Origin of the sequence: Streptomyces sp. NPDC093109 (assembly GCF_040701725.1) — a bacterium.
Lineage (GTDB): Bacteria > Actinomycetota > Actinomycetes > Streptomycetales > Streptomycetaceae > Streptomyces.
Genome location: NZ_JBFBEZ010000064.1, coordinates 15,197 through 32,935, shown reverse-complemented (window position 1 = coordinate 32,935; position 17,739 = coordinate 15,197). Strand labels below are relative to the sequence as shown.

The following is a 17,739-nucleotide window of genomic DNA, read 5'->3' as shown; positions in this document are numbered from 1 at the left end:
CAGCAGGCCCCGATCACCTACGAGCAGCAGTCAGCTACCATCACACTTGCCGCATAACGACACGAACAGGTGTCCACCCTTCTGGGACAAGGCCCTTCCTTCTCCGCCTGAGTCACCGGCTGGATCTGGCCCCACAGCAGTTGGCGCGAAGAGTCGAGCTGGTCACCCCCGAAGATCTCCATGCCAAGGTCCCGGCTGGAAATCTGCTGATGATCGAACCAGCACGCCTGCACGCCTTCGCCGAAGCGACCCGCATGACCCCCGCCGCGGCCAACGAGCTCACCCTCCGCTCCTACGCCGACCGCTACCCCGCCCTCACACAGGCTCTGGTCCACCGGGGCGGCACTCTGCGACCGCGCAGACTCTCCCAGCCTTGGCTGCTGATGAGCCATTCACGTTATTGCCCGGCTTGTCTCGCAGGTGATGGAACGCCGATCCAGAACCGCCATGGCGGGCCCTGGAAGCGGCAGTGGCGGCTGGGTGTCGTCTTCGCCTGTCTCGATCACGGGACCTTCCTTCGCAGTGAGTGCCCGCGATGTCGGCTGCCCGCGTTGGGAGGCAGATCCGGCAGCTCCCTGGCCTTGTTGCCCGTCGCCAGCACGCCCAGGCTCCACCCCGCGCAGTGCCGCAACCCCTCCGGAGGCCCGGGCACGCGTGAAGTCTGTGGTCACCGCCTTGACGCCGCCGAACCAGTCACTGCCGCCCTCACCCCGGAACTGGCGAGAATGCAGGCCGACCTGCTGGCCCTCTTGGACAGTGGCGAGTCCGCTGAACTCGCCTTCCGCCGGTTCGCCGATCTCCAGGTCGCCGCCTCCCTGATCCAAGCGGGCTGGCCCTCGGCCGCCGCCCTCGCCCCCGCCGAAGCCCAGGCAGCTCTCGAAACGCATCTTTCATCAGGGCGGAAGAAGGCTCACGGAGCCCGCCCGGCGGCCGAAGCCATCGACCCTCCACCCGCAGCAGCGTGGAGCACGCCGCCCGGCGACACCCTCGCGACCGCCGGCCTCCTCTTCGCGGCCCACGACCTGCTCGCGCAAGACCCTTCCGGACCAGGCAGCACGCTGCCGCAACTGCTGCGGCAGCTTCCCACACGCGACGACCTCCGCTGGGGCAGGACCTGGCACATGCTCGCTCACGACGCATCTCCCTCGCTCCGGCGCCGGATCGACCAGATCTATCGGCACAGGCTCTCGGCCGAATGGATCCGACAGGGAGCCCCGACGCTGCGGGCCTCAAAAGCGAATACCACCCAGAAAATCTTCGCTCCTACCCGCACCCTCATGGACTTCGGGATCGCTCCTGAGCGCATCCCGCAGTCCCTTCCCAGCTCCTGGCTGCTTGCCGCCACCCTGGAGGCCGAGCAGGTTCCTATCAGCCACCGGCGACTCCGGCGTGTTCTCCCCGTCCACCTGGTCCAAGCGATCAGCGATATGAACTTCCTGGAAGCGGCAGCGTTTCTCGGCATCCCTACGTCCTGGACCACCCATGGCCGAGCGCTGATCAGGCCGCTGACCCCCTACCGAGACCTCAAGAACCGAGACCTACCGGCCACGCTGAAGCGCCTGGCCGAGCACATCGTCGGCCAGGAGAACATCGACTACCAGGCCCGCCGCATGCACTTCTCCGACTGGTCCATCGACGACCGGACCTGGGACGAGCTCTGCCGACACCACCGTCATGGCAAAGGCCCGAAGCCGGCAGAACGCACCCGAGAATGCGCCTCGGCCTTCGTCTGGAGTTGCGTCACTGGAAGCGAGTTCGCCCTCGCACCCGTCTTCCAGCCACCAATGCGGCCTCACGATCGAACGCAGTCCCAGGATTTGCCGCACCTGTCTCTTCTCCGACGTTGGGAATCACAAGAACAACCCGTCCCCTCCGCCGGCCTCTGCAGGGCCCTTGAAGATCACGTCAGCCACGTGGTCGCCACCATCAGTTACGCATCGTGATCGACGCGGACGCCAACCCGCCAACTATCACCCTCAAGATCCGCCAACCAGTTCCCTCCGCATGCTGGCGACCTGCACTGAAGGAGCTGTCACCCGCCAAATAGCAATCTCGGTCACAGCGGCTTCCGCGGTCCCTCGCGCGCTCCATCGCAGGACTTCAAGGCCGACCGAAAAATGTGTGTTCGACATCCGGGCTGTGTCGCTGAGCCTCGCGAACCAGCCGTGACCGACCGGGCGCGACGGCCGGTCTGCTCGCGTGCCAGATCGGCACGGGTGTGCTGGCCGCGCTGGGCCAGTTCGCGGTGACCGGGAGCCTCACGGCGCTGATCTCCTCCGGCGATATCACCGAGCGGCTCCGGGAGGCGGCTCCGCAGTTGGCTGTGATCGCCGTGACCGCGGGGCTGCGGGCTCTGCTAGGGATTACCGTGGCCTGGCTGACCGGACGGCTGCGGCCGGTGCTGTCCCGGGCTGCGGAGGTCAGCATGGTCGAGGCGGCTCTCGGCGCCGAGGCGTCAATCAGGCCCTTGACGCGCCGCTTCCAGCGCCTGCGAATCCGATCGGGCACGCATGGCGCGTCTACGGAGCCAGCCCGCGCGCGCTCATCTCCCGATGCGTCCGCGCACGATGCCATCCCTTCCGGTGGCAAGGCCATCCTGCGGCAGAGAGCTGGTCCCCTCTTGGCTCGCGCGTGGGGCCCTGTGCACTGCCGCTCCGAAGACACGCCGTACCGCCGCGGCAGGTGGTTCTTACGGCACGAGTCCGAGTGTCCGGCTACCGGCCACACGGACTCGATCACGGTTTGTCGTAGCAGGCGAGGAAGTCCCGTTCGAGGCCGGAGAGACGTCGGGGACGTCCGGCGTCCAGGTTGTAGGCGACGATCGTGGTCGTCGCCTCGGCGTACAAGAGATTGTTGTCGCGGATCTCGTAGGCGAGTTCGAAGCTCGCGGCATTGCTCTTGGCGACCCAGATGTGCACGTCGACCGGCGCGTCGCGGTAGTGCAGTGGGGCGCGGAAGTCGATGACGGAGCGGCCGACAACGAACGCGTTCTGGCGGCGGTCGTCTTCGTGTGTGGACCCCACCACTTCCTGGAACATGCGTGTCCGTGCTTCCTCCATGTACCGAAGGAACAGTGCGTTGTTGACGTGCCCGTATGCATCGGCGTCGGCCCAGCGCAGCGGGCAGGGATAGGTGTACCTGTGCACGAGTTGGTTCTTTCCTCGGGATGGGCTGAAGCTGAGATGTGACGACATGGTCGGTTCCGCGCCTGCCGGCGCTCCTTGGCGCGCGCCATTGAGCGGCGCGGTCCCACGGACGGACGGCTTAGACCTCGTGGTGGTCATCGCCGTGCGATGCCGGCCGGGCGCAGTCGGGGCCGTACAGCTCCTTGTAGATTTCGCGGAGCACGTGCTGCTCCGCGTTATGTTCGCTGAGGAGTTGTTCGATGCGTGAGATGGCGGCCTGGGGTTCGGCCGGTAGTCCGTAGCGCACCAGTTGCTTCATCTCGGCGAGGTGCTCGTCCGTCAGGGGCTGGCGCTGTATGCGGGCTATCACCGTGGCCGGGGAGACCCGTGTGACGCCCCAGCGGCCGGATGTCTCTTCTACGGCCCAGACGACGTTGCGTCTGGATGGCGAGAGCGTCAGTTGGGCGTCGGGTCCCACGAGGCGGCTGAGGGCGGGCAGGGGAATGCCGTCGTCGCCGGCCAGAGCCGCGGCCTGATCCGCGCTGCTCGCGGCCAGGCGGGCCGTGCGGACATCTTCGTCCCGGAGCCGGTCGCCCTCGGCGAGCCGCTCCTGGGCCATGTCCCGCTGGCGCTCCCCGTTGTGTGTTTCGTCCGCCCAGGCGTCCCGAGGGCCGCCCAGTGCGTCGCGCTGAGCGTCTCCTTCGGCTTCTACCCAGGTCATGACGACGAAGCGGCAGTCGGGCATGATCGCGGGGTAGGCGACATGGCTGACGATCTCGATCGTCCTCCAGTCCAGCGTCGGCACGGTGGCGAGGAAGACATGTCCGTCGCGGTGCTCGACAAGGTCGTCGTCCGATTCCCAGATGTGCCGAATATCCGGGTTCTTCTTGACGTCCTCGATCAGCTCCTGGAGGTCGGCGTCCTCGCCGTGGGTGGTCTGCGCGAAGCGCAGCATGCGTACGAAGACCGTGGCGTGCTTGTGCCAGTCGTGGTAGGTGGCGCGCCCTTCGGCGGTGGTGAGGGCCCAGCGGATCAGATTGGCCCGGGGCTCCGTTGCCCAGGGCCATATCTCGGCCATGGCCTGGTTGTAGGCGAGGATGTTCCAGTTTCGGTCCGAGAGATATGTGGGGCTGGGCATCTGCCGGTCGATGAGCAGACGCAACGCGGGTCCCACCTCTGGCTGCCCCTCCGTCGGCGCGGCCCGCAGGTACGTGCCCACGTTGTAGAGCAGCAGCGCGTGGCGTTCGTCGGAGTCCAGTTTCAGCAGCTCGGCCAGAGCATCGCACTGCTTCTGCGAGAAGCGCGGGGTCGCGCCCCGTTCGATATGGCGGTAGGTGCGCACGCTGATTCCCAGGGCGCGGGCGGCGGGCGGCTGTGTGACGCCTGCGGACTTCCGCCAGCGTTTGAGCATCGCGCCGAAGCCCATGAACTGGCCGGCGACCCGCCCCGCGGCCACCTCGGCGGAGATTTCTACTTCCGCTGCGCGGTTTCCTTCGGGGTCCGGTTCCTTCTCGGCCATGAGATCCTCCCTCTCCTCTTCGGAGAAGCCTGCTTTCGGGCATGAAAAAGGAGGGTCAGCGCAATCGCTGCCCCCGCCCCCATCTCCCCGCTAAGACCATACGCAAGATTTTATCGATCTTGATAAATGTGACTTGTGACACATTTCCCTAAAGGTCATTGTTGAGAATTGAACGAGCGCCAGTCCAGACCCCGAAGACGTTCACCAACGAAACAGACATCTCCACCGTCGGGTCATGATCACCCCGAGAAAGCGGCAAATTTTTGCCGCTTTTCGTTTCGGATCAACCACCCGACCAGAAAAGGGGATCGGTGGATCCAACTACCGTTCACCGAAGCAGTCAATTCCCCTTTCGCGGCAGGCGACTTACTGCACGCCAGGCCCTCCTCAACGGCCCCAGGGCCAGCGATCTACGCGCGTCGAGTCCCTTTTGCCCACCGTTGACGAGGAGCCGAACCCTTCGCATAAACTTGCTGACCAGCGCGTTCGGCGCATGAGAACACGAGGAGGCAGAGGTGAAGATCATTACTGGTGTGTCCGGCGCGATCCGCCTGGCGTCCTCGGCGCGGCCGGCGGCCTCGCCCCTCGGTCGGCGATGTCGTCGCGTCTGCTGCGAGTCATAGAAGGTTCTTCAGCCGAGTCTGGACCTTGGCACAGACTTGCGAGAACGCATAGAGCGCAGCCGGGCAAGGTTAGTCCGGAAGCAGCGGCTGCACCCTGCGAGGCGCAACTCCCAGACTCCGAAACCGAAATGACGCCCTGTCCCATGCAAGGGCCGGGGATTCACTCATCACCTTGCCAGACCCTTCACGACGGAACTCGCCGGCACCAGTGCCTTACAAGGAGATTCTTGCATGTCGACCGCCCGGCACAAAGGGCCAAAGGTCCCGGAAGCAGCGAGCATTGCTTCCACCTTTGTGCGGCCACAGAGTCCGCTCTGGGCGCTACGCGCAGAGCGCGAGCCGGTACACATGACTGCCTCCTTCGGAGCACGGGGCCGATATGCGGAGCACGCGATCCAGCAGGGCCGCACAGGCCGTCAGAAACAGTGTCGGCGCTCAAGGAGGATGCAACTCCCGGATGCATAAAGCTCAGTGGGCCAATGAGCCAGCGAGCCCCATGGGCGGTTCCGGCGGCAGATCCCAAGATGACTCTCTGCGACCAGTACAGAGTTTAAGAACCATGTCTGGATCTTGACAGGGGTCCGTGCGTATGTTCGTCGTCCCCGTGGCAGCCTGCCCGGGAAACGGACGTAAGGAGGTACGAGCACGGACCGGACCGATCTGGTCCCGTAAAACAGCGACGGCGTCCGAGAGCGGTAACTCCCGGACGCCGAACGCTAAGCGGCATACCCGCCCCGGCAAGGGCGGGGACTGCCCACCATCACCACGCTGAGTCCTTCCAGGGGCGCACCAGCGTGGCAACACTGCAAAGGGGATTCTTGCATGCCTCCTGCTCTGCGCAAAAGGTCCTTTCGCCCGGCCTGCGCGGCAGCCACCTCTGCCTCGGTGCTTCAGTGCCCCGAGCCGGACCACACCATCCCAGCCCCGGCGAACCGCCGGCCCCGCCCGCTCATGAGGAGCGGCCGATGAGCGGCGAAGCCCGCGAGTGGGTATGGGAGTACAGCTCCAGCCGCGGGACCGCGCGTCTGGTCCTGCTCTCGATCGCCGACCGGGTGGCCGACGAGCAGTGCGTCTCCTGGGCCTCGCTCTCAAGTCTGGCCACACGCACGGGCGCTTCCGTCTCCACGGTTCGCGAAGCTATCGATCGTCTGGTCCACGCCGGTGAGCTGGAGCGCCTCGACGACCTCACCGGGCCGCAGCGCAGCGCGGTCTACCGTCTCCCCCTCGCAGCCAAGGCAGCGGCAGGAATCGCGGAGGAGGAGCGCGTCGACCCGGCATCTGAGGAGGTGCCCGGGACTGCTCCGACGCTTCGGATCTCGGCTCTGCGGCGGTACGGGATCCGCCCCCGTGAGGTGCCGGAATCCTCCGCGAGGGGCCGGAAACCGGCGGTACCGGAATCCGGCAGGTCCCGGCGGAAACCGGCACCTCGGCGTACCGGAATCCGGCACAGGGACGTACCGGAAACCGGCACACAGAACCGTAGTGAACCGGAATTGAACCGTAGGTACAGCAGTGGTGGTGTCGTCCTCCCGGCTGCCGAGTGGCAGCTCGATGCCGCCACCCACACCTGGGCCCGCCAGCAGGGACACTTCGACCGCCTCGGCGAGCAGGGCCTGCAGGCAGCCGATGCGAAGTGGCGTGCGCACCGCGCCGACTTCAAGCCAAGGCCGGCGGACGCCTGGGCTGCCGACTGGCGCTCATGGGTCGCCCGAGAGCACGCCCCTGGCCGCCCGAACCTCTACGCCGTGCCCGGCAAGGGCCCGGCTGCACCGGATGGCGTGACACGGGCCGAGGCCCACACCGCCGCCCTGCTCGCCGCGCTCGACGAGCCGACCGGAACGGAGGGCTGACCGTGGACCGCCGCGAGACCGCCGCCCTGCTGGCCTACATCGGCCGACTCGATCCCCGCACCATCCGCACCGACCCGGGCGAGGCCCGCGACCAGCTCGCCCAGTGGCACGAGCTGCTCGGCAACGAGGACGACGACGTGCCGATGGCCACCACGCACGGCTGGGACGCCCGCGTCGTCGCCCGCCGCCACATCCGCACCTCGTCCTACCCGATCCTGCCCGCGGACGTCGCCCGTCCCTGGGAGAAGTACCGGCGTGACCGCCTGGCCCGGCACTCCGACCCCACACCGCCCGTCGACCCGGACGACCAGGCCGCCTGGACCGCCGCGCTGGTCGCCACCCGTCGGGCCGTCGCCGCCGGCACCGCGCAGCCCGCGCAGGCCCGGGCGATCACCACAGGTCGCGACGGTATCGACCCGAAGCTGAAGGCACGACTGCGGGCGATCGGCTCCTGCATACCACCCGCCGCCCGTGCCTCCCTCGCCCCCTACCGGCCGGCCCGAGCAGCTCGCGAGGCCGCCGTCGCGCAAGGGCTGCCCGACGCTCTGAGCGTCCGGTGCGAGTGGTGCCTGGCCCAGCCCGGCGAGCCATGCCGTCGCCGCCGGATCGGCCCCGACGACGGCGCACGCGGAACCACCCCGCGCGCCACACCGCACCCAGGCCGCCTCGATCTCGCCGCCTCCCAGCAGGCTCAGCAGACCGAGCAGGCCCAGCAGCCCGCCGTGGCCTGACCTGCGTATCCGGCGCGTGCATCCGGTCCGGTGCACCGCCACCCAACATCACCGTCCCGCCCCGGCTGCGGCGTACGCCCTCGCGCCGCAGCCGGCACCCGACGCCGCCCCCGCCGAGCACCACCCCGGCCGGCGCGGCAGCACATCGGAGATCGCCTTGCGCCACATCACCACCCATGACGCGCCGTCCACCGGCCTGCGCGGCATCGGGGACACCAGCTGGCATAACCGCGGAACGTGCCACGGCATGGATGTCGAGGACGCCGACGCGGTGTTCTTCCCGCTCCCCCGGGACCACGAAGCCATCGCCGAGGCGAAAGAACTGTGCGGCTGGTGCCCTGTACGCCGCAACTGCCTCGACTTCGCTCTGGAGAACGTCCTCAGGGAGGGCATCTGGGGCGGCCTCACCGAAGCCGAGCGGCGTCCCTTGCACCACGGACTGGCCCAGCGCCTCGACTACCGGCGCATAACGGCCTTCTTCCAGGGACGCGACGTTCACCTGACCGAGACCGAGCGGCAGGTCGTCATCGACCACGCCTACGTGCGCGGCTGGCGGCCCAGCCGACTCGCCACCGCCCTGCAGATCAGCCACAAGCACGCCCGTGACCTGCTCCGGCAGACCGCGAACAAGGTCTTCGACCGCGACCGCACCTACGGCGTACCACGCCCCAAGAAGAAGCGGAAGAAGCCCACTCCGGCAACAGGCAGCCCCACGCCCGCCGTACCCGGCACCCAGCAGCCGACCAGCCGCCCGGCAGCGTCGCCCCCGGCGCACGCCCCTCTTGGAAAGGCCGCATGACCCACCCTGTCCTGTACCCCGGCGCCGCTCCGGACCTTCCTCTCCTACTCGCCGCCGGGGTACCCGCCGCCCTCGTGCTGCTACTGACCGTCTGGACCGTCCGGCGCTCGGGCACGCGCCCGCAGAAACGTCGCGGCGGCCCTGCGGTCAAGGTCGCCGCCGTGGCCGCCCTCGGCTGCACCGCCTACAGCGCGGACACGAGCTGGCGCTTCGCGGCCGACTACCTCGACATGGCCGGCACCGCCGAGCGGGCCGGCATGTTCGCCGCAGCCGAGTTGGCGCTCTTCGCGACCGCGCTGATGGCCCGGCAGAACCTGGCCACGCAGGGCGCCCCCGGTCTGCCAGGCACGCTGGTCTGGGTGATCACCGGGGTACAGGTGATCCCAGCGTACGCAGAGAGCGGCCCTGTCGGCGGCACGGTCCGGGCCTTCGTCGGCCCGGTCATGGCAGCGATGCTGTGGCACCTTGCCATGGGCGTGGAACTGCGCCTGCGCGTCCCGAGCGCCGCCTCGAACGGGCTGATCGCCGTCATGGGCCGGGAGGCACGCGAACGGCTCCTGTCCCGCCTCAGCATCGCCGCACGAGACCGCGACGCCGCGCAGATTACCCGGGACCGGGCCACCACCCGCGCGGTCACCCTGGCCACACAACTCGCCGAGCGCACACCCGAGCAGCAGCGGAACCGGAGCGGCCGACGGCTCACCCGGCGCCTGTCGAAGGCCGTCGGCAGGTCCTTGGTCGGCACCGACCTCGTCCAGCGCGCACAGCTACTCGACCAGCTCGCCGCCCGCCGGCACGCCCTCGCGCTGGCCACGGTCCCGCTGCCCTCTCCCTGGTCCCCGGCGCAAAGCACCACAACGGCAGCCACGGTCCCCTCACCGCCGACCTCGAAAACATCGGTCCCCGTAGACGGTCCCGACGCGCCGGACGGGGACCGGGGACCGAGCACCCCGAGGGGACCGAGCCCCGAAATCGCGGACTCGAAAGAGCCTTCAAGCACTGGGACCGAAGGCGACGCCGCAGGCACCAACGTGGGGGCCGAGGCCCCAGAAACGGACGCGGTCCCGGGGACCGGTCCCGCCGATTTGGAAGCCCCGTCAAAGAACACCGGAAGGGCGGGGACCGACCTTCCTACCCAAGAAGTATCCGCTCAGGGCCCTGATTCGCACCGGGGACCGACCGCTGCCGATTCGGGGACCGAACCCACCGGGCACCGGGGACCGCACCCCACCGAATCGGGGACCGAACCCACTGGGGACCGGGGACACAAAGTCCCTCTCCGGCGGAAGACGACCACGAAGGCGAAGACGAAGAGCAAGGGGAACCGCAGCCGGTCCCGCACCCCGCAGGCACAGCGCCCGCCGCGCGAGCCGGAGCAGGCGGTGGACCAGCTCGTCCAGCACATCCGCCCCCACGTCCCCGCCCTGCTCGCACGGGACGGCAACGAGTCCGTCACCCGAGTCCAGCTGCGGGAAATCCTCCGCCGCGAGGGCCTGAAAGGCGGCCGGAACGAACGGCTGAGCCTGGTCCTGGCGCAGCTGCGGAGCGACGACACCACGAAGACAAGGAGCACCGCCCGATGAAGACCTGCCACCGGTTCGACACCGTCCGCTCGGAGTACGAGCGGGAGATCGGCTTCATGCTCGCCCACGCCAAGCGGCACGAGGGCAGGCCGGCGGCGAAGTCCAGTGCGAAGCAGGCTGTCTCGACGAAGCAGCGGATGGCCCGGGCGCTGAACAGCCACGTCGGGCGCTGCCCCGAGTGCGGCTGAGCCGACAAGATCCCAGTTCAACTTCTCTGTCCGCAATGGGTGGTTCGGCTCTGTGACGGGCCGCCGCCCCGCTCAAGGAGGTACGCCGTGATTGCGCGTCCCCCACGCTCATCCGCACAAACCGTCGCCGAAGCCAGCTCCTGGGCGGACGTCCTGGTTCGCCGGCGCCTTCTGAACGCCGCCGTCCTCACAGCGACCGGCCAGTGGTTCGTCCAAGGCCACCCCGATGGGACCGTCCACGTCCTCGCGGGGCCGGCCGCCGCCCTCGCGCTGGACGCGACTATCCGGCGTCAGCCCCGCTCCACGAGGTCCGATCCTCGATGACAAAACCTGTCCGGAACGACAAGACCCCAAAACCGGCTCCCGAATCCAACTCAGTCTCGGAGCGAGCAAGTTGGGGCGGAAGCATAGCTTCCGCCGAACCCGCCCCCGAGGGGGCGGGCGAGGACCTGCACCGGGGGGCGCAGGTCCTTCGGGCTTCGACCGAGGGCGGATCGAAGCCGGGACAGGAGGAGAAGCAGACCGCAGCGCACGTACGCCGACAGCGCGCTCCTCGCGCCCGCCAGCGCCCGCGTCAACCGCCCGAGAAGAAGCGCCTGCGCCAACCCGCCGCGCGTTTCAACGAAGACGAGTACGCCCTGATCAAGTCCGCCGCCGCCCGATGCCATCTGTCCGTCGCCGGGTTCCTCGCCCGCTCGGCACTCGCCGCCGCCCGCGACCTCGACCGCACCAGCGCAGAGATCGCCGACGAACGTGAAGTGATCACGGCCCTGTTCGACAGCCGACGTCGGCTCGGCTGGGCCGGCAGCAACCTCAACCAGGCAGTCAAGGCGCTCAACTCCGGTGCGGACGCTCTCCAGCTCGAAGCGGCCGTCGCCGCCGTACGGCGTGCCGCCGACACAGCGCACCAAGCCGCCGCACAGCTGATCGAGCACCGCAGCTCATGATCCCCAGCGTCAATGAGTCGGGCTCCCGGACCATCGGACTCCTCGCTTACCTCTACGGTCCGGGCAAGCACGAGGAACACACCGACCCCCATCTCGTCGCCTCCTTCGACGGCATGTCCCCCGACCCCGGCCGCGACCCGAAAGCCACCCTCACCGACCTCCAGCAGCTCCTGGACCAACCCGTGATGGCCCTCGCCAAGCACGCCCGTCCGGCCAAGCACGTGTGGCACACCTCTGTGCGCGCCGACCCCGGCGACCGGGTCCTGTCCGACGAGGAGTGGGCCGACATCGCCCGCCGTATCGTCGCAGCCACCGGCATCGACCTCGGCGGCGGACAGCCCGGCTGCCGCTGGGCCGCCGTACGGCACGCCGACGACCACATCCACATCGTCGCCACCCTCGTGACCGAGGACGGCCACCGCCCCGACGACTACCGCTCCGGCACCCGCGCCCAGGCCGAAGCCCGGCTCATCGAAAAGGAACTCGGTCTCCATGAGGTCGCGCCCGGCGACGGCACCGCCGCACAGCGACCCACCAGCGCCGAACGCCACAAAGCAAAACGCCAGGGCCGCGAGCGCACCGCTCGCGAAGAACTGCGTGAAAGCGTACGGCGCGCGGTGACCGGCGCAACGAGCGATGAGGAGTTCTTCGGCCGGCTCGCCGCCGCCGGCCTCCTGATCCGCAAGCGGGCCGCGCCCTCCGGCGACCTCCTCGGATACAAGGTCGCCCTGCCCGACGACCTGAACAAGGACGGCGAGCCGGTGTTCTACCCCGGCGCGCGCCTCGCCCCCGACCTCTCGCTGCCCCGCATCCGGGAGCGCTGGTCCGCCGATGCCCAGGACAACCCGGCTTCCCTACAGGAAGAAACCGCCCGTACGGGCCCTGGGTCTCCGGCCGCCGCCCGCCGCGGAACGGCGTCGGCCGTGTGGCAGGCCGTGCTCGTCGTCGAGCACGGCCGGGACGCGGACGTCGCCGCCCACATCGCTGCCACCGGCGAAGTCCTGGATGCTCTTGCGAAGACGTCCGCCGCCCACACCCGCAGCGAACTGCGTGACGCCGCAACAGCCTTCGAGCGTGCCTCGCGCTCCCACGTCCGCGCCGTACGCGGCCACGACCGAGCACTGCGGCAGGCCGCCCGCGACCTGGTCCACGGTGGCCCTGCCCTCGGCCGCGGGGAGGACGGCGCCACCACCGCGATGGCGATCGACATGCTGTTCTTCCTCATCACCGCCGCCGCGCACTGGCACGCCAGAAAGGGCCATGCCCAGCAGGCCGAAGCGGCCACCCGGGCCGCCGAGCACCTGCGCACCGCCTACCAAATGGCCGCCGCTCAGCCTCTCGGCGTGCTCTACCAACGAGGTCGGCGTCTGAGTCGGCCGATGCTCCAGCGGCAGACCACGCTGCTGCACGAGGCTCTGCCGGAGCTGGCCGAGCAGATCCTTGCTGAGCCAGGCTGGTACGCCCTGGCCGCGACCATCGCAGAGGCCGAAGCCGCCGGCCACGACCCGGCTGCCCTCTTGTCCGACGCCGCGCGGCGCCGCGAACTCGACACCGCGGGCTCCGTCAGCGACGTACTCGTGTGGCGGATACGGCGGACGGCCGGCTTGCCCGCCGATGCCTCCCACGTACCCGAGACCAGCACCTCAGAGGACCGGTCCGCACCACACACGACGACCAGGCCCTCCGCGCCCGGCAAACGGCGCAACGGCGAGGAGAAACCGCGTAAGACCCGGTGAGCCAGCCGCTCAGCCGAGAAGCAGGAAATCCCCTGGTGGCCTGGCCGAAGGTGACTGTGGACTTTGTGAATTGAAACCCCCGGGAGCGTAGAGCACGATCATGACGCGAGCAGGATGAGGTGACGGGGCAGAGGAGGACGCCAGGGTGTTTCATCGGATACGCCGCCGGGCCAAGGGGCCGAGCGAAGCTCAGAGGCAGTTCGCCGGGCTGGCTTCGCGGCTGCAGGGCCAGGTCCCACCGGGCTTTGGAGTGTCGGCGGTTGAGCCGGAGCCCGTCGAGTCGATGGGTGTGGTGGACGACTTCCTTCCGCCGGAGCTGCGCGTGCCGAGCCACGACCAGGTCGACGGCAGGATGATGGTGTGGAAGCAGCCCCTCGTCCTCGACGGCGAGATGGCGGCCTGCGCCGAGTGCGGCGCGTACCGGGACTGGCTCATCCTCTCTACTCGCGGCCAAATCTGGCTGCGGTGCCGGGCCGGCCACCAGCAGCAGGAGACCCGCCTCGACACCGCCTGGTACAACCGGAACTCCGGGCCGGCGGACGCGACGCACGCCACGTTCGAGGACTGCCTGCGCCACCTCGGACGCTGACCCTCACTCCTACGACCCCACCGGGCCCTCGGGCCCGCACTGACCACCCATCGCCCAATACCAAGGGGTCAGTTCCGTCATGCGCGTTCGCGTCTCCACCACCGCCCTCGGCATCACCGCCGCCCTCCTTGCCCTGCCCGCCTGCTCCACCGACACCACCGGGGCCAAGTACCAGACCACCCCCTCAGCCCGGACCGGGAAGCCGGCCGCGCTCTCTTCGGCCGCGCTGGAGCCCCGTCTGCTCGACCGGAGCGACCTCGGCAGCAGCTACCTGCGCAAGCCGGAGCGCACCACCCAGCACGACGACGTCACCGTCATCGGCTGCCCGGCCCTGAGCAAGCTCGGCGGCGACGCGGCCACCGGCGGCACGCTCACCTTCCCGCACAAGGTGAAGGCGGCCTTCACGTACGGCGGCAGCTCCTCGGAGGTCTCCGAGGAGCTGTACAGCGACAGCGCGAACAAACTGTCCGGCGGCATCAACCGGATCTTCGATGCCATGTCCGGCTGCCCGACCTATCAGGTTGTCGCGGGCGGCACCTCCATCGATATAGCCTCACAGAAGCTGCCGGCACCGCACGACCTCGGTGACGAGCAGTGGAGCCAGCTCCTGACGTTCTGGGCCGGAGGACGGAGCTCCGTGGTCAAGCAGACCGCGATACGCGACGGCGGTCTGCTTCTGATCGTCTCCGGTTCCCCGGCCCTCGTCGACCGCCATCTCGTCAAGGCCCTCGCCAAGGCATCAGCAACGAGTTGATCTGCCCACCGCCATGCCGCTGCCTCCGACCGCCGTGGTCTCGGCGTGGGTCGGGGGCAGCAGTATGTTCCGTGGCCGACGCGCTAAGCCCAGGTTCGGACGTGTCCAGGCCGTACGCAGAGCAGTTCGGGTTGTGGCGGTGAGGCCCGTAGCCGTGGCTCTGACGACGGCCTCGCCCGGGAATCACAAAGGCCCGGCCACCTCCTGTTGGGAGAGGGCCGGGCCGCGTTCGTCGAGAGTTATACCGCGGAGCTAGCCGGCGGGCGCGCGCAGGAGGCGCTGCTGGGTGGCCTCGGGCAGCACCCGGCGCAGGACCGGTGCGGTCGAGCTGAGGGAGGCGGCGAAGGCGGCGACGAGATCGTGCGGGACGCCGGCGGCGAAGGAGGCCGCCCACAGGCACGGTGCGCCATGCGCGGGCTCGGCCCACGCCTGCCATCCGTCCGGTCTTTCCTCGGCGCCCAGGACGCGCGGGTCTGCGTCCTGAATGAGGGGCGGCACCTCGCCGAGGCTGATGTGCGAAGTGAACGTCGGGTCCGTCGCTGCCGCCTGAGGCTGGTCAATGTCGCGGAACCATCCGTGTGCGGCAACAGCGTCAAGGACCAGCTCGGATCCGGCGAGCGGCACGACAGCCTGATCGCGGGCGTCGAGCGCGACCAGGAAGTCGGCCACCGCCTCGCCGGGGACGTCACGGGTGAAGTAGGCCGACCATTGAGCGATCGGGCTGCTCGTCTCGGCACGGGCGGAGATCTGCCATGCGATCGGCAGCTTTCCCAGGTGGAACGGTTCGTCCGCCAGGCTCCACTGGGCCCAGCGCAGCGCGTCGGGACTGATGTGCAGAACGGTGCTCCGCAGGACCTGGCGGTCCTCCGGTGCTTCGTCCTGCACGTGCCGGCCACGGACGATCGTCAGGCTCGTCCAGCCCAAGCCGGCAAGCGTGTCGGCGACGGCGTCGTAGAGGCGCTCATCATCACCGGCCAGATGCCGGGGACCGACCCAGAACGCGGGCCGGCCGCCACGCGGGGTGGACGGGTCGGGCGGGAAGTCGGGGTACAGGGGCGCCTCCATGAGGTCGGTGCGGATCTAAGCGCCGCCGGCACGGCGGCGGGGGCGGCGCGGGGGTGCCTGGACGGGGCCCTGCCACGTCAGGCCGACGGCGACCTCGGGCGGCAGATGGCCAAGCTGCGCGTCCTTGTCGCGCCCTTCGGCGAGGTAGACAACGGTCCGGCCGGTCTCATCCACCGACTGCACGACCTGCGCCAAGCGGTGCGCCATCGGGAAGAAGGGGTTGATGGCCTGGCGGACCGGAGCACTCCGGTCGCAGCCGGACAGCAGGTCGATGAGATCTCCGACAGTCATCTCCGGGGACGTCACGTACAGCCTCCTGGGTGCGCGAAGACGGGAGCGATGAAACGGGCCGACGGTCGGCCAGCCCCCAACAGGTGAGCCCTACTGGTGGGATTCGGCAAGGTCACAGGGCACGTGAGGTCTCCAGCACGCGTGCCACAGCGGCGGCGACGATGTCAGCCGGCGTCTCGGTGTCGAAGGACAGGCGGTAGCCGGGCACCTTGGCCGTGCCGGTGACTGCGATCGTCCATCCCTCACCGTCGGTACCGGGACGGCCACTCGGGAACCAGCCGAGGTAGAAGCGGCCGTCCTTCGAGCTGACGTGGACGTCCGCTCGGTCGCCCACGATCAGGTGGAAGTCATCCGCGGAGAACTGGTCTGTCACGAGCGTGGGCTGCCCGGGGCCGAGCTGCCACTCGCGCAGCCGCAGGGCTTCGATGGTGGTGGAGAATCCAGGGCCGGCGGGAACTACGGTCACGGGCGATCACCTCTCTGACCTGGTGTTTCTTGCAAGGTCGTCTACGTTGACATGCCCTCGCCCGCGTTGGCCAGTCTTTCCGCTGTCTTTCCTGTCTGCCCCCGGCGAACTGCTCTTCCACGTCATTTCGCATCGAACTCACGAAGTCACCCGCGGAAAGGGGGTGGCTGACCGGGGGCCTGTAGATGCATGCTGGCCCGTTTCCCATCGTGAGGAGAAGGACATGGAAATACGGCCCCTTGAGGACTTGCGCGCCGCATCTATCGCTGGCCTTCAACCCCTACGGGCTCGGCGGCCGTATGAAGCCCGAGGACGCTGCGGAGTTCCAGCAGCGTCAGATCGCCGACTGCGACCTGACGGAAGACGTCGCGATAGGAACACGCTCCTTTGAGCGGCTGCGTACCGTCTTCGCCGGCACCATCACCTTCCGCCTCCCCCAGGCCCCGGACGACGTCTCCTTCACCGTCACGTCGTACGACGACATCAAGAAGCACGCGGGCAAAATGATGCGAGAACGGGCAAGGCTGGTCGTCGCCACCCACACCATCGAGTTCAACGGAATGCTGCACGGACTCCGCCTGTGGGCGCGTGCGGCGGGTCTGCTCCGCGGCCGGCGCAGCCGCACGGTCGAAGACGCGCTGGCCAAGCTGCGCAACTACGTGGCTCATCCCTCCGGCCACCATGTCGACACCCCCGTCGAGGCGGCCCAAACGGTGCGGGATCTGGCCGAGCTGATCAACCAGCTGTGGGGGCAGGCCACTCCCCATGGGCGCCTGTACCCGGCCCCTCTGCACCGGGAGATCACCGTGCTGAGCTGGAACGGTTCCGGGCGGACGCGGATGGAGCCCGCCGACGCGCTCACCGTCCCCGACCCCATAAAAGATCGGGAGGGAACAACTGCGTTGAGGTCGCGGACCTGACCTCCACGGTTGGCATCCGCGACTCGAAGCAGCCGGCCGGCCCCGCCCTCATCGTGCCTGCGGACGCTTGGACCTCGTTCGTGAGCCTGATAACCGCCTGCTGAGCAACCCGCAACCAGAACGGTCCCCTCCTCACCTTTCGAGAGGAGGGGACCGGTCGTCACCGATCCCACACAGGCATGAAAATGTCAACGGCCACGGTGATACCCAGGTAGGTGGCCGTTGGGTGTCCAGGCTGGTGGCCATCAGAAACCCAGGCGTGTGGCCAGTGGTGTTCCTGGGGGTGGGGGTCAGTTCAAGGGGACTACTCCCTTCCCGGCGAGGGCCTCGGCGAGGCGGTGTGAGTCGCCGGTGGTGGTCACGAGGTGAGCGTGGTGCATGAGGCGGTCGGTGCTCGCGCCCGCGAGGGTCTTCGGCATGATCGTGTCGAAGCCCGAGGGGTGGATGTTGCTGGTCACCGCGATGGACCGGCGTTCGTAGGCGGCGTCGATGATGCGGTAGAACGCTTCGGCGGCGTCTTCGCCGACGGGCAGCAGGCCGATGTCGTCGATCT

At 68.9% G+C, this 17,739-nt stretch carries 17 protein-coding genes and 2 pseudogenes; 13 read left to right on the top strand and 6 right to left on the bottom strand.

Going from position 1 to position 17,739, the window contains the following annotated elements; all coding sequences use genetic code 11:
• Positions 1–53: 53 nt before the first annotated feature.
• Both AB0389_RS35615 and AB0389_RS35610 read left to right on the top strand, forming a co-directional pair.
• A complete protein-coding gene (locus AB0389_RS35615) occupies positions 54–1,943 on the top strand; it encodes a TniQ family protein (protein WP_366399712.1) in 1,890 nt (629 codons plus the stop codon).
• A 38-nt stretch (positions 1,944–1,981) separates the two neighbouring features.
• Positions 1,982–2,452: pseudogene (locus tag AB0389_RS35610) on the top strand (hypothetical protein); the annotation flags it as partial.
• A gap of 283 nt (positions 2,453–2,735) precedes the next feature.
• Here AB0389_RS35610 and AB0389_RS35605 read toward each other — a convergent pair.
• Positions 2,736–3,194, bottom strand: coding sequence for a thioesterase family protein (locus AB0389_RS35605; protein ID WP_366399706.1), 459 nt, complete (start codon positions 3,192–3,194; stop codon positions 2,736–2,738).
• Positions 3,195–3,264: 70 nt separating this feature from the next.
• Positions 3,265–4,644, bottom strand: a complete 1,380-nt coding sequence (locus AB0389_RS35600) for a helix-turn-helix transcriptional regulator (RefSeq protein WP_366399705.1) — start codon at positions 4,642–4,644, stop codon at positions 3,265–3,267.
• 1,588 nt (positions 4,645–6,232) lie between these two features.
• Here AB0389_RS35600 and AB0389_RS35595 point away from each other — a divergent pair.
• The 9 genes from AB0389_RS35595 (at position 6,233) to AB0389_RS35555 (ending at position 14,444) form a co-directional block, all read left to right on the top strand.
• On the top strand, positions 6,233–7,117 hold the full coding sequence (locus AB0389_RS35595) for a helix-turn-helix domain-containing protein (protein ID WP_366399704.1): 885 nt from the start codon (positions 6,233–6,235) through the stop codon (positions 7,115–7,117).
• A gap of 2 nt (positions 7,118–7,119) precedes the next feature.
• Positions 7,120–7,848, top strand: coding sequence for a hypothetical protein (locus AB0389_RS35590; protein WP_366399703.1), 729 nt, complete (start codon positions 7,120–7,122; stop codon positions 7,846–7,848).
• A gap of 157 nt (positions 7,849–8,005) precedes the next feature.
• The gene (locus tag AB0389_RS35585; protein WP_366399711.1) at positions 8,006–8,647 is read left to right on the top strand and encodes a WhiB family transcriptional regulator; all 642 of its coding nucleotides are present in this window, start codon (positions 8,006–8,008) and stop codon (positions 8,645–8,647) included.
• Entirely contained in the window at positions 8,644–10,230 is a 1,587-nt protein-coding gene (locus tag AB0389_RS35580; protein ID WP_366399702.1) for a hypothetical protein, read from the top strand. Before AB0389_RS35585 ends, AB0389_RS35580 begins: the two co-directional genes overlap by 4 nt.
• A complete protein-coding gene (locus AB0389_RS35575) occupies positions 10,227–10,418 on the top strand; it encodes a hypothetical protein (protein WP_366399701.1) in 192 nt (63 codons plus the stop codon). Before AB0389_RS35580 ends, AB0389_RS35575 begins: the two co-directional genes overlap by 4 nt.
• A gap of 320 nt (positions 10,419–10,738) precedes the next feature.
• The gene (locus AB0389_RS35570) at positions 10,739–11,365 is read left to right on the top strand and encodes a hypothetical protein (protein WP_366399700.1); all 627 of its coding nucleotides are present in this window, start codon (positions 10,739–10,741) and stop codon (positions 11,363–11,365) included.
• Positions 11,362–13,101, top strand: a complete 1,740-nt coding sequence (locus tag AB0389_RS35565) for a relaxase/mobilization nuclease domain-containing protein (RefSeq protein WP_366399699.1) — start codon at positions 11,362–11,364, stop codon at positions 13,099–13,101. Before AB0389_RS35570 ends, AB0389_RS35565 begins: the two co-directional genes overlap by 4 nt.
• A gap of 145 nt (positions 13,102–13,246) precedes the next feature.
• Positions 13,247–13,690 carry a hypothetical protein gene (locus AB0389_RS35560; protein ID WP_366399698.1) on the top strand — a complete coding sequence of 148 codons (444 nt, stop codon included), beginning with the start codon at positions 13,247–13,249 and terminating at the stop codon, positions 13,688–13,690.
• 79 nt (positions 13,691–13,769) lie between these two features.
• Positions 13,770–14,444: a hypothetical protein gene (locus AB0389_RS35555; protein WP_366399697.1), complete on the top strand. Its 675-nt coding sequence runs from the start codon at positions 13,770–13,772 to the stop codon at positions 14,442–14,444.
• A gap of 252 nt (positions 14,445–14,696) precedes the next feature.
• Here AB0389_RS35555 and AB0389_RS35550 read toward each other — a convergent pair whose 3' ends face one another.
• The 3 genes from AB0389_RS35550 to AB0389_RS35540 form a co-directional block, all read right to left on the bottom strand.
• A complete protein-coding gene (locus AB0389_RS35550; RefSeq protein WP_366399696.1) occupies positions 14,697–15,509 on the bottom strand; it encodes a DUF317 domain-containing protein in 813 nt (270 codons plus the stop codon).
• Between the two features lie 15 nt (positions 15,510–15,524).
• Entirely contained in the window at positions 15,525–15,815 is a 291-nt protein-coding gene (locus tag AB0389_RS35545) for a hypothetical protein (RefSeq protein ID WP_366399695.1), read from the bottom strand.
• A gap of 97 nt (positions 15,816–15,912) precedes the next feature.
• Positions 15,913–16,266, bottom strand: coding sequence for a DUF317 domain-containing protein (locus AB0389_RS35540; RefSeq protein WP_366399694.1), 354 nt, complete (start codon positions 16,264–16,266; stop codon positions 15,913–15,915).
• A 239-nt stretch (positions 16,267–16,505) separates the two neighbouring features.
• Between AB0389_RS35540 and AB0389_RS35535 the strand changes: the two genes are divergently transcribed.
• Together AB0389_RS35535 and AB0389_RS35530 are read left to right on the top strand one after the other, a co-directional pair.
• The gene (locus AB0389_RS35535) at positions 16,506–17,186 is read left to right on the top strand and encodes a hypothetical protein (RefSeq protein WP_366399715.1); all 681 of its coding nucleotides are present in this window, start codon (positions 16,506–16,508) and stop codon (positions 17,184–17,186) included.
• Positions 17,183–17,290 (top strand): DUF397 domain-containing protein, encoded by a 108-nt coding sequence (locus AB0389_RS35530; protein WP_366399710.1) that lies wholly within the window; start codon positions 17,183–17,185, stop codon positions 17,288–17,290. Before AB0389_RS35535 ends, AB0389_RS35530 begins: the two co-directional genes overlap by 4 nt.
• Before the next feature lie 186 nt (positions 17,291–17,476).
• Here the strand turns inward: AB0389_RS35530 and AB0389_RS35525 are convergent.
• Positions 17,477–17,737: pseudogene (locus AB0389_RS35525) on the bottom strand (ATP-binding protein); the annotation flags it as partial.
• Positions 17,738–17,739: the final 2 nt, after the last annotated feature.

What these genes read in the sequence shown, in the direction of transcription:
- AB0389_RS35575 (WP_366399701.1), top strand. Translation starts at nt 10,227, where the DNA reads ATGAAGACCTGCCACCGGTTCGACACCGTCCGCTCGGAGTACGAGCGG.
- AB0389_RS35555 (WP_366399697.1), top strand. Translation starts at nt 13,770, where the DNA reads ATGCGCGTTCGCGTCTCCACCACCGCCCTCGGCATCACCGCCGCCCTC.
- AB0389_RS35570 (WP_366399700.1), top strand. Translation starts at nt 10,739, where the DNA reads ATGACAAAACCTGTCCGGAACGACAAGACCCCAAAACCGGCTCCCGAA.
- AB0389_RS35565 (WP_366399699.1), top strand. Translation starts at nt 11,362, where the DNA reads ATGATCCCCAGCGTCAATGAGTCGGGCTCCCGGACCATCGGACTCCTC.
- AB0389_RS35550 (WP_366399696.1), bottom strand. Translation starts at nt 15,509, where the DNA reads ATGGAGGCGCCCCTGTACCCCGACTTCCCGCCCGACCCGTCCACCCCG.
- AB0389_RS35595 (WP_366399704.1), top strand. Translation starts at nt 6,233, where the DNA reads ATGAGCGGCGAAGCCCGCGAGTGGGTATGGGAGTACAGCTCCAGCCGC.
- AB0389_RS35600 (WP_366399705.1), bottom strand. Translation starts at nt 4,644, where the DNA reads ATGGCCGAGAAGGAACCGGACCCCGAAGGAAACCGCGCAGCGGAAGTA.
- AB0389_RS35605 (WP_366399706.1), bottom strand. Translation starts at nt 3,194, where the DNA reads ATGTCGTCACATCTCAGCTTCAGCCCATCCCGAGGAAAGAACCAACTC.
- AB0389_RS35580 (WP_366399702.1), top strand. Translation starts at nt 8,644, where the DNA reads ATGACCCACCCTGTCCTGTACCCCGGCGCCGCTCCGGACCTTCCTCTC.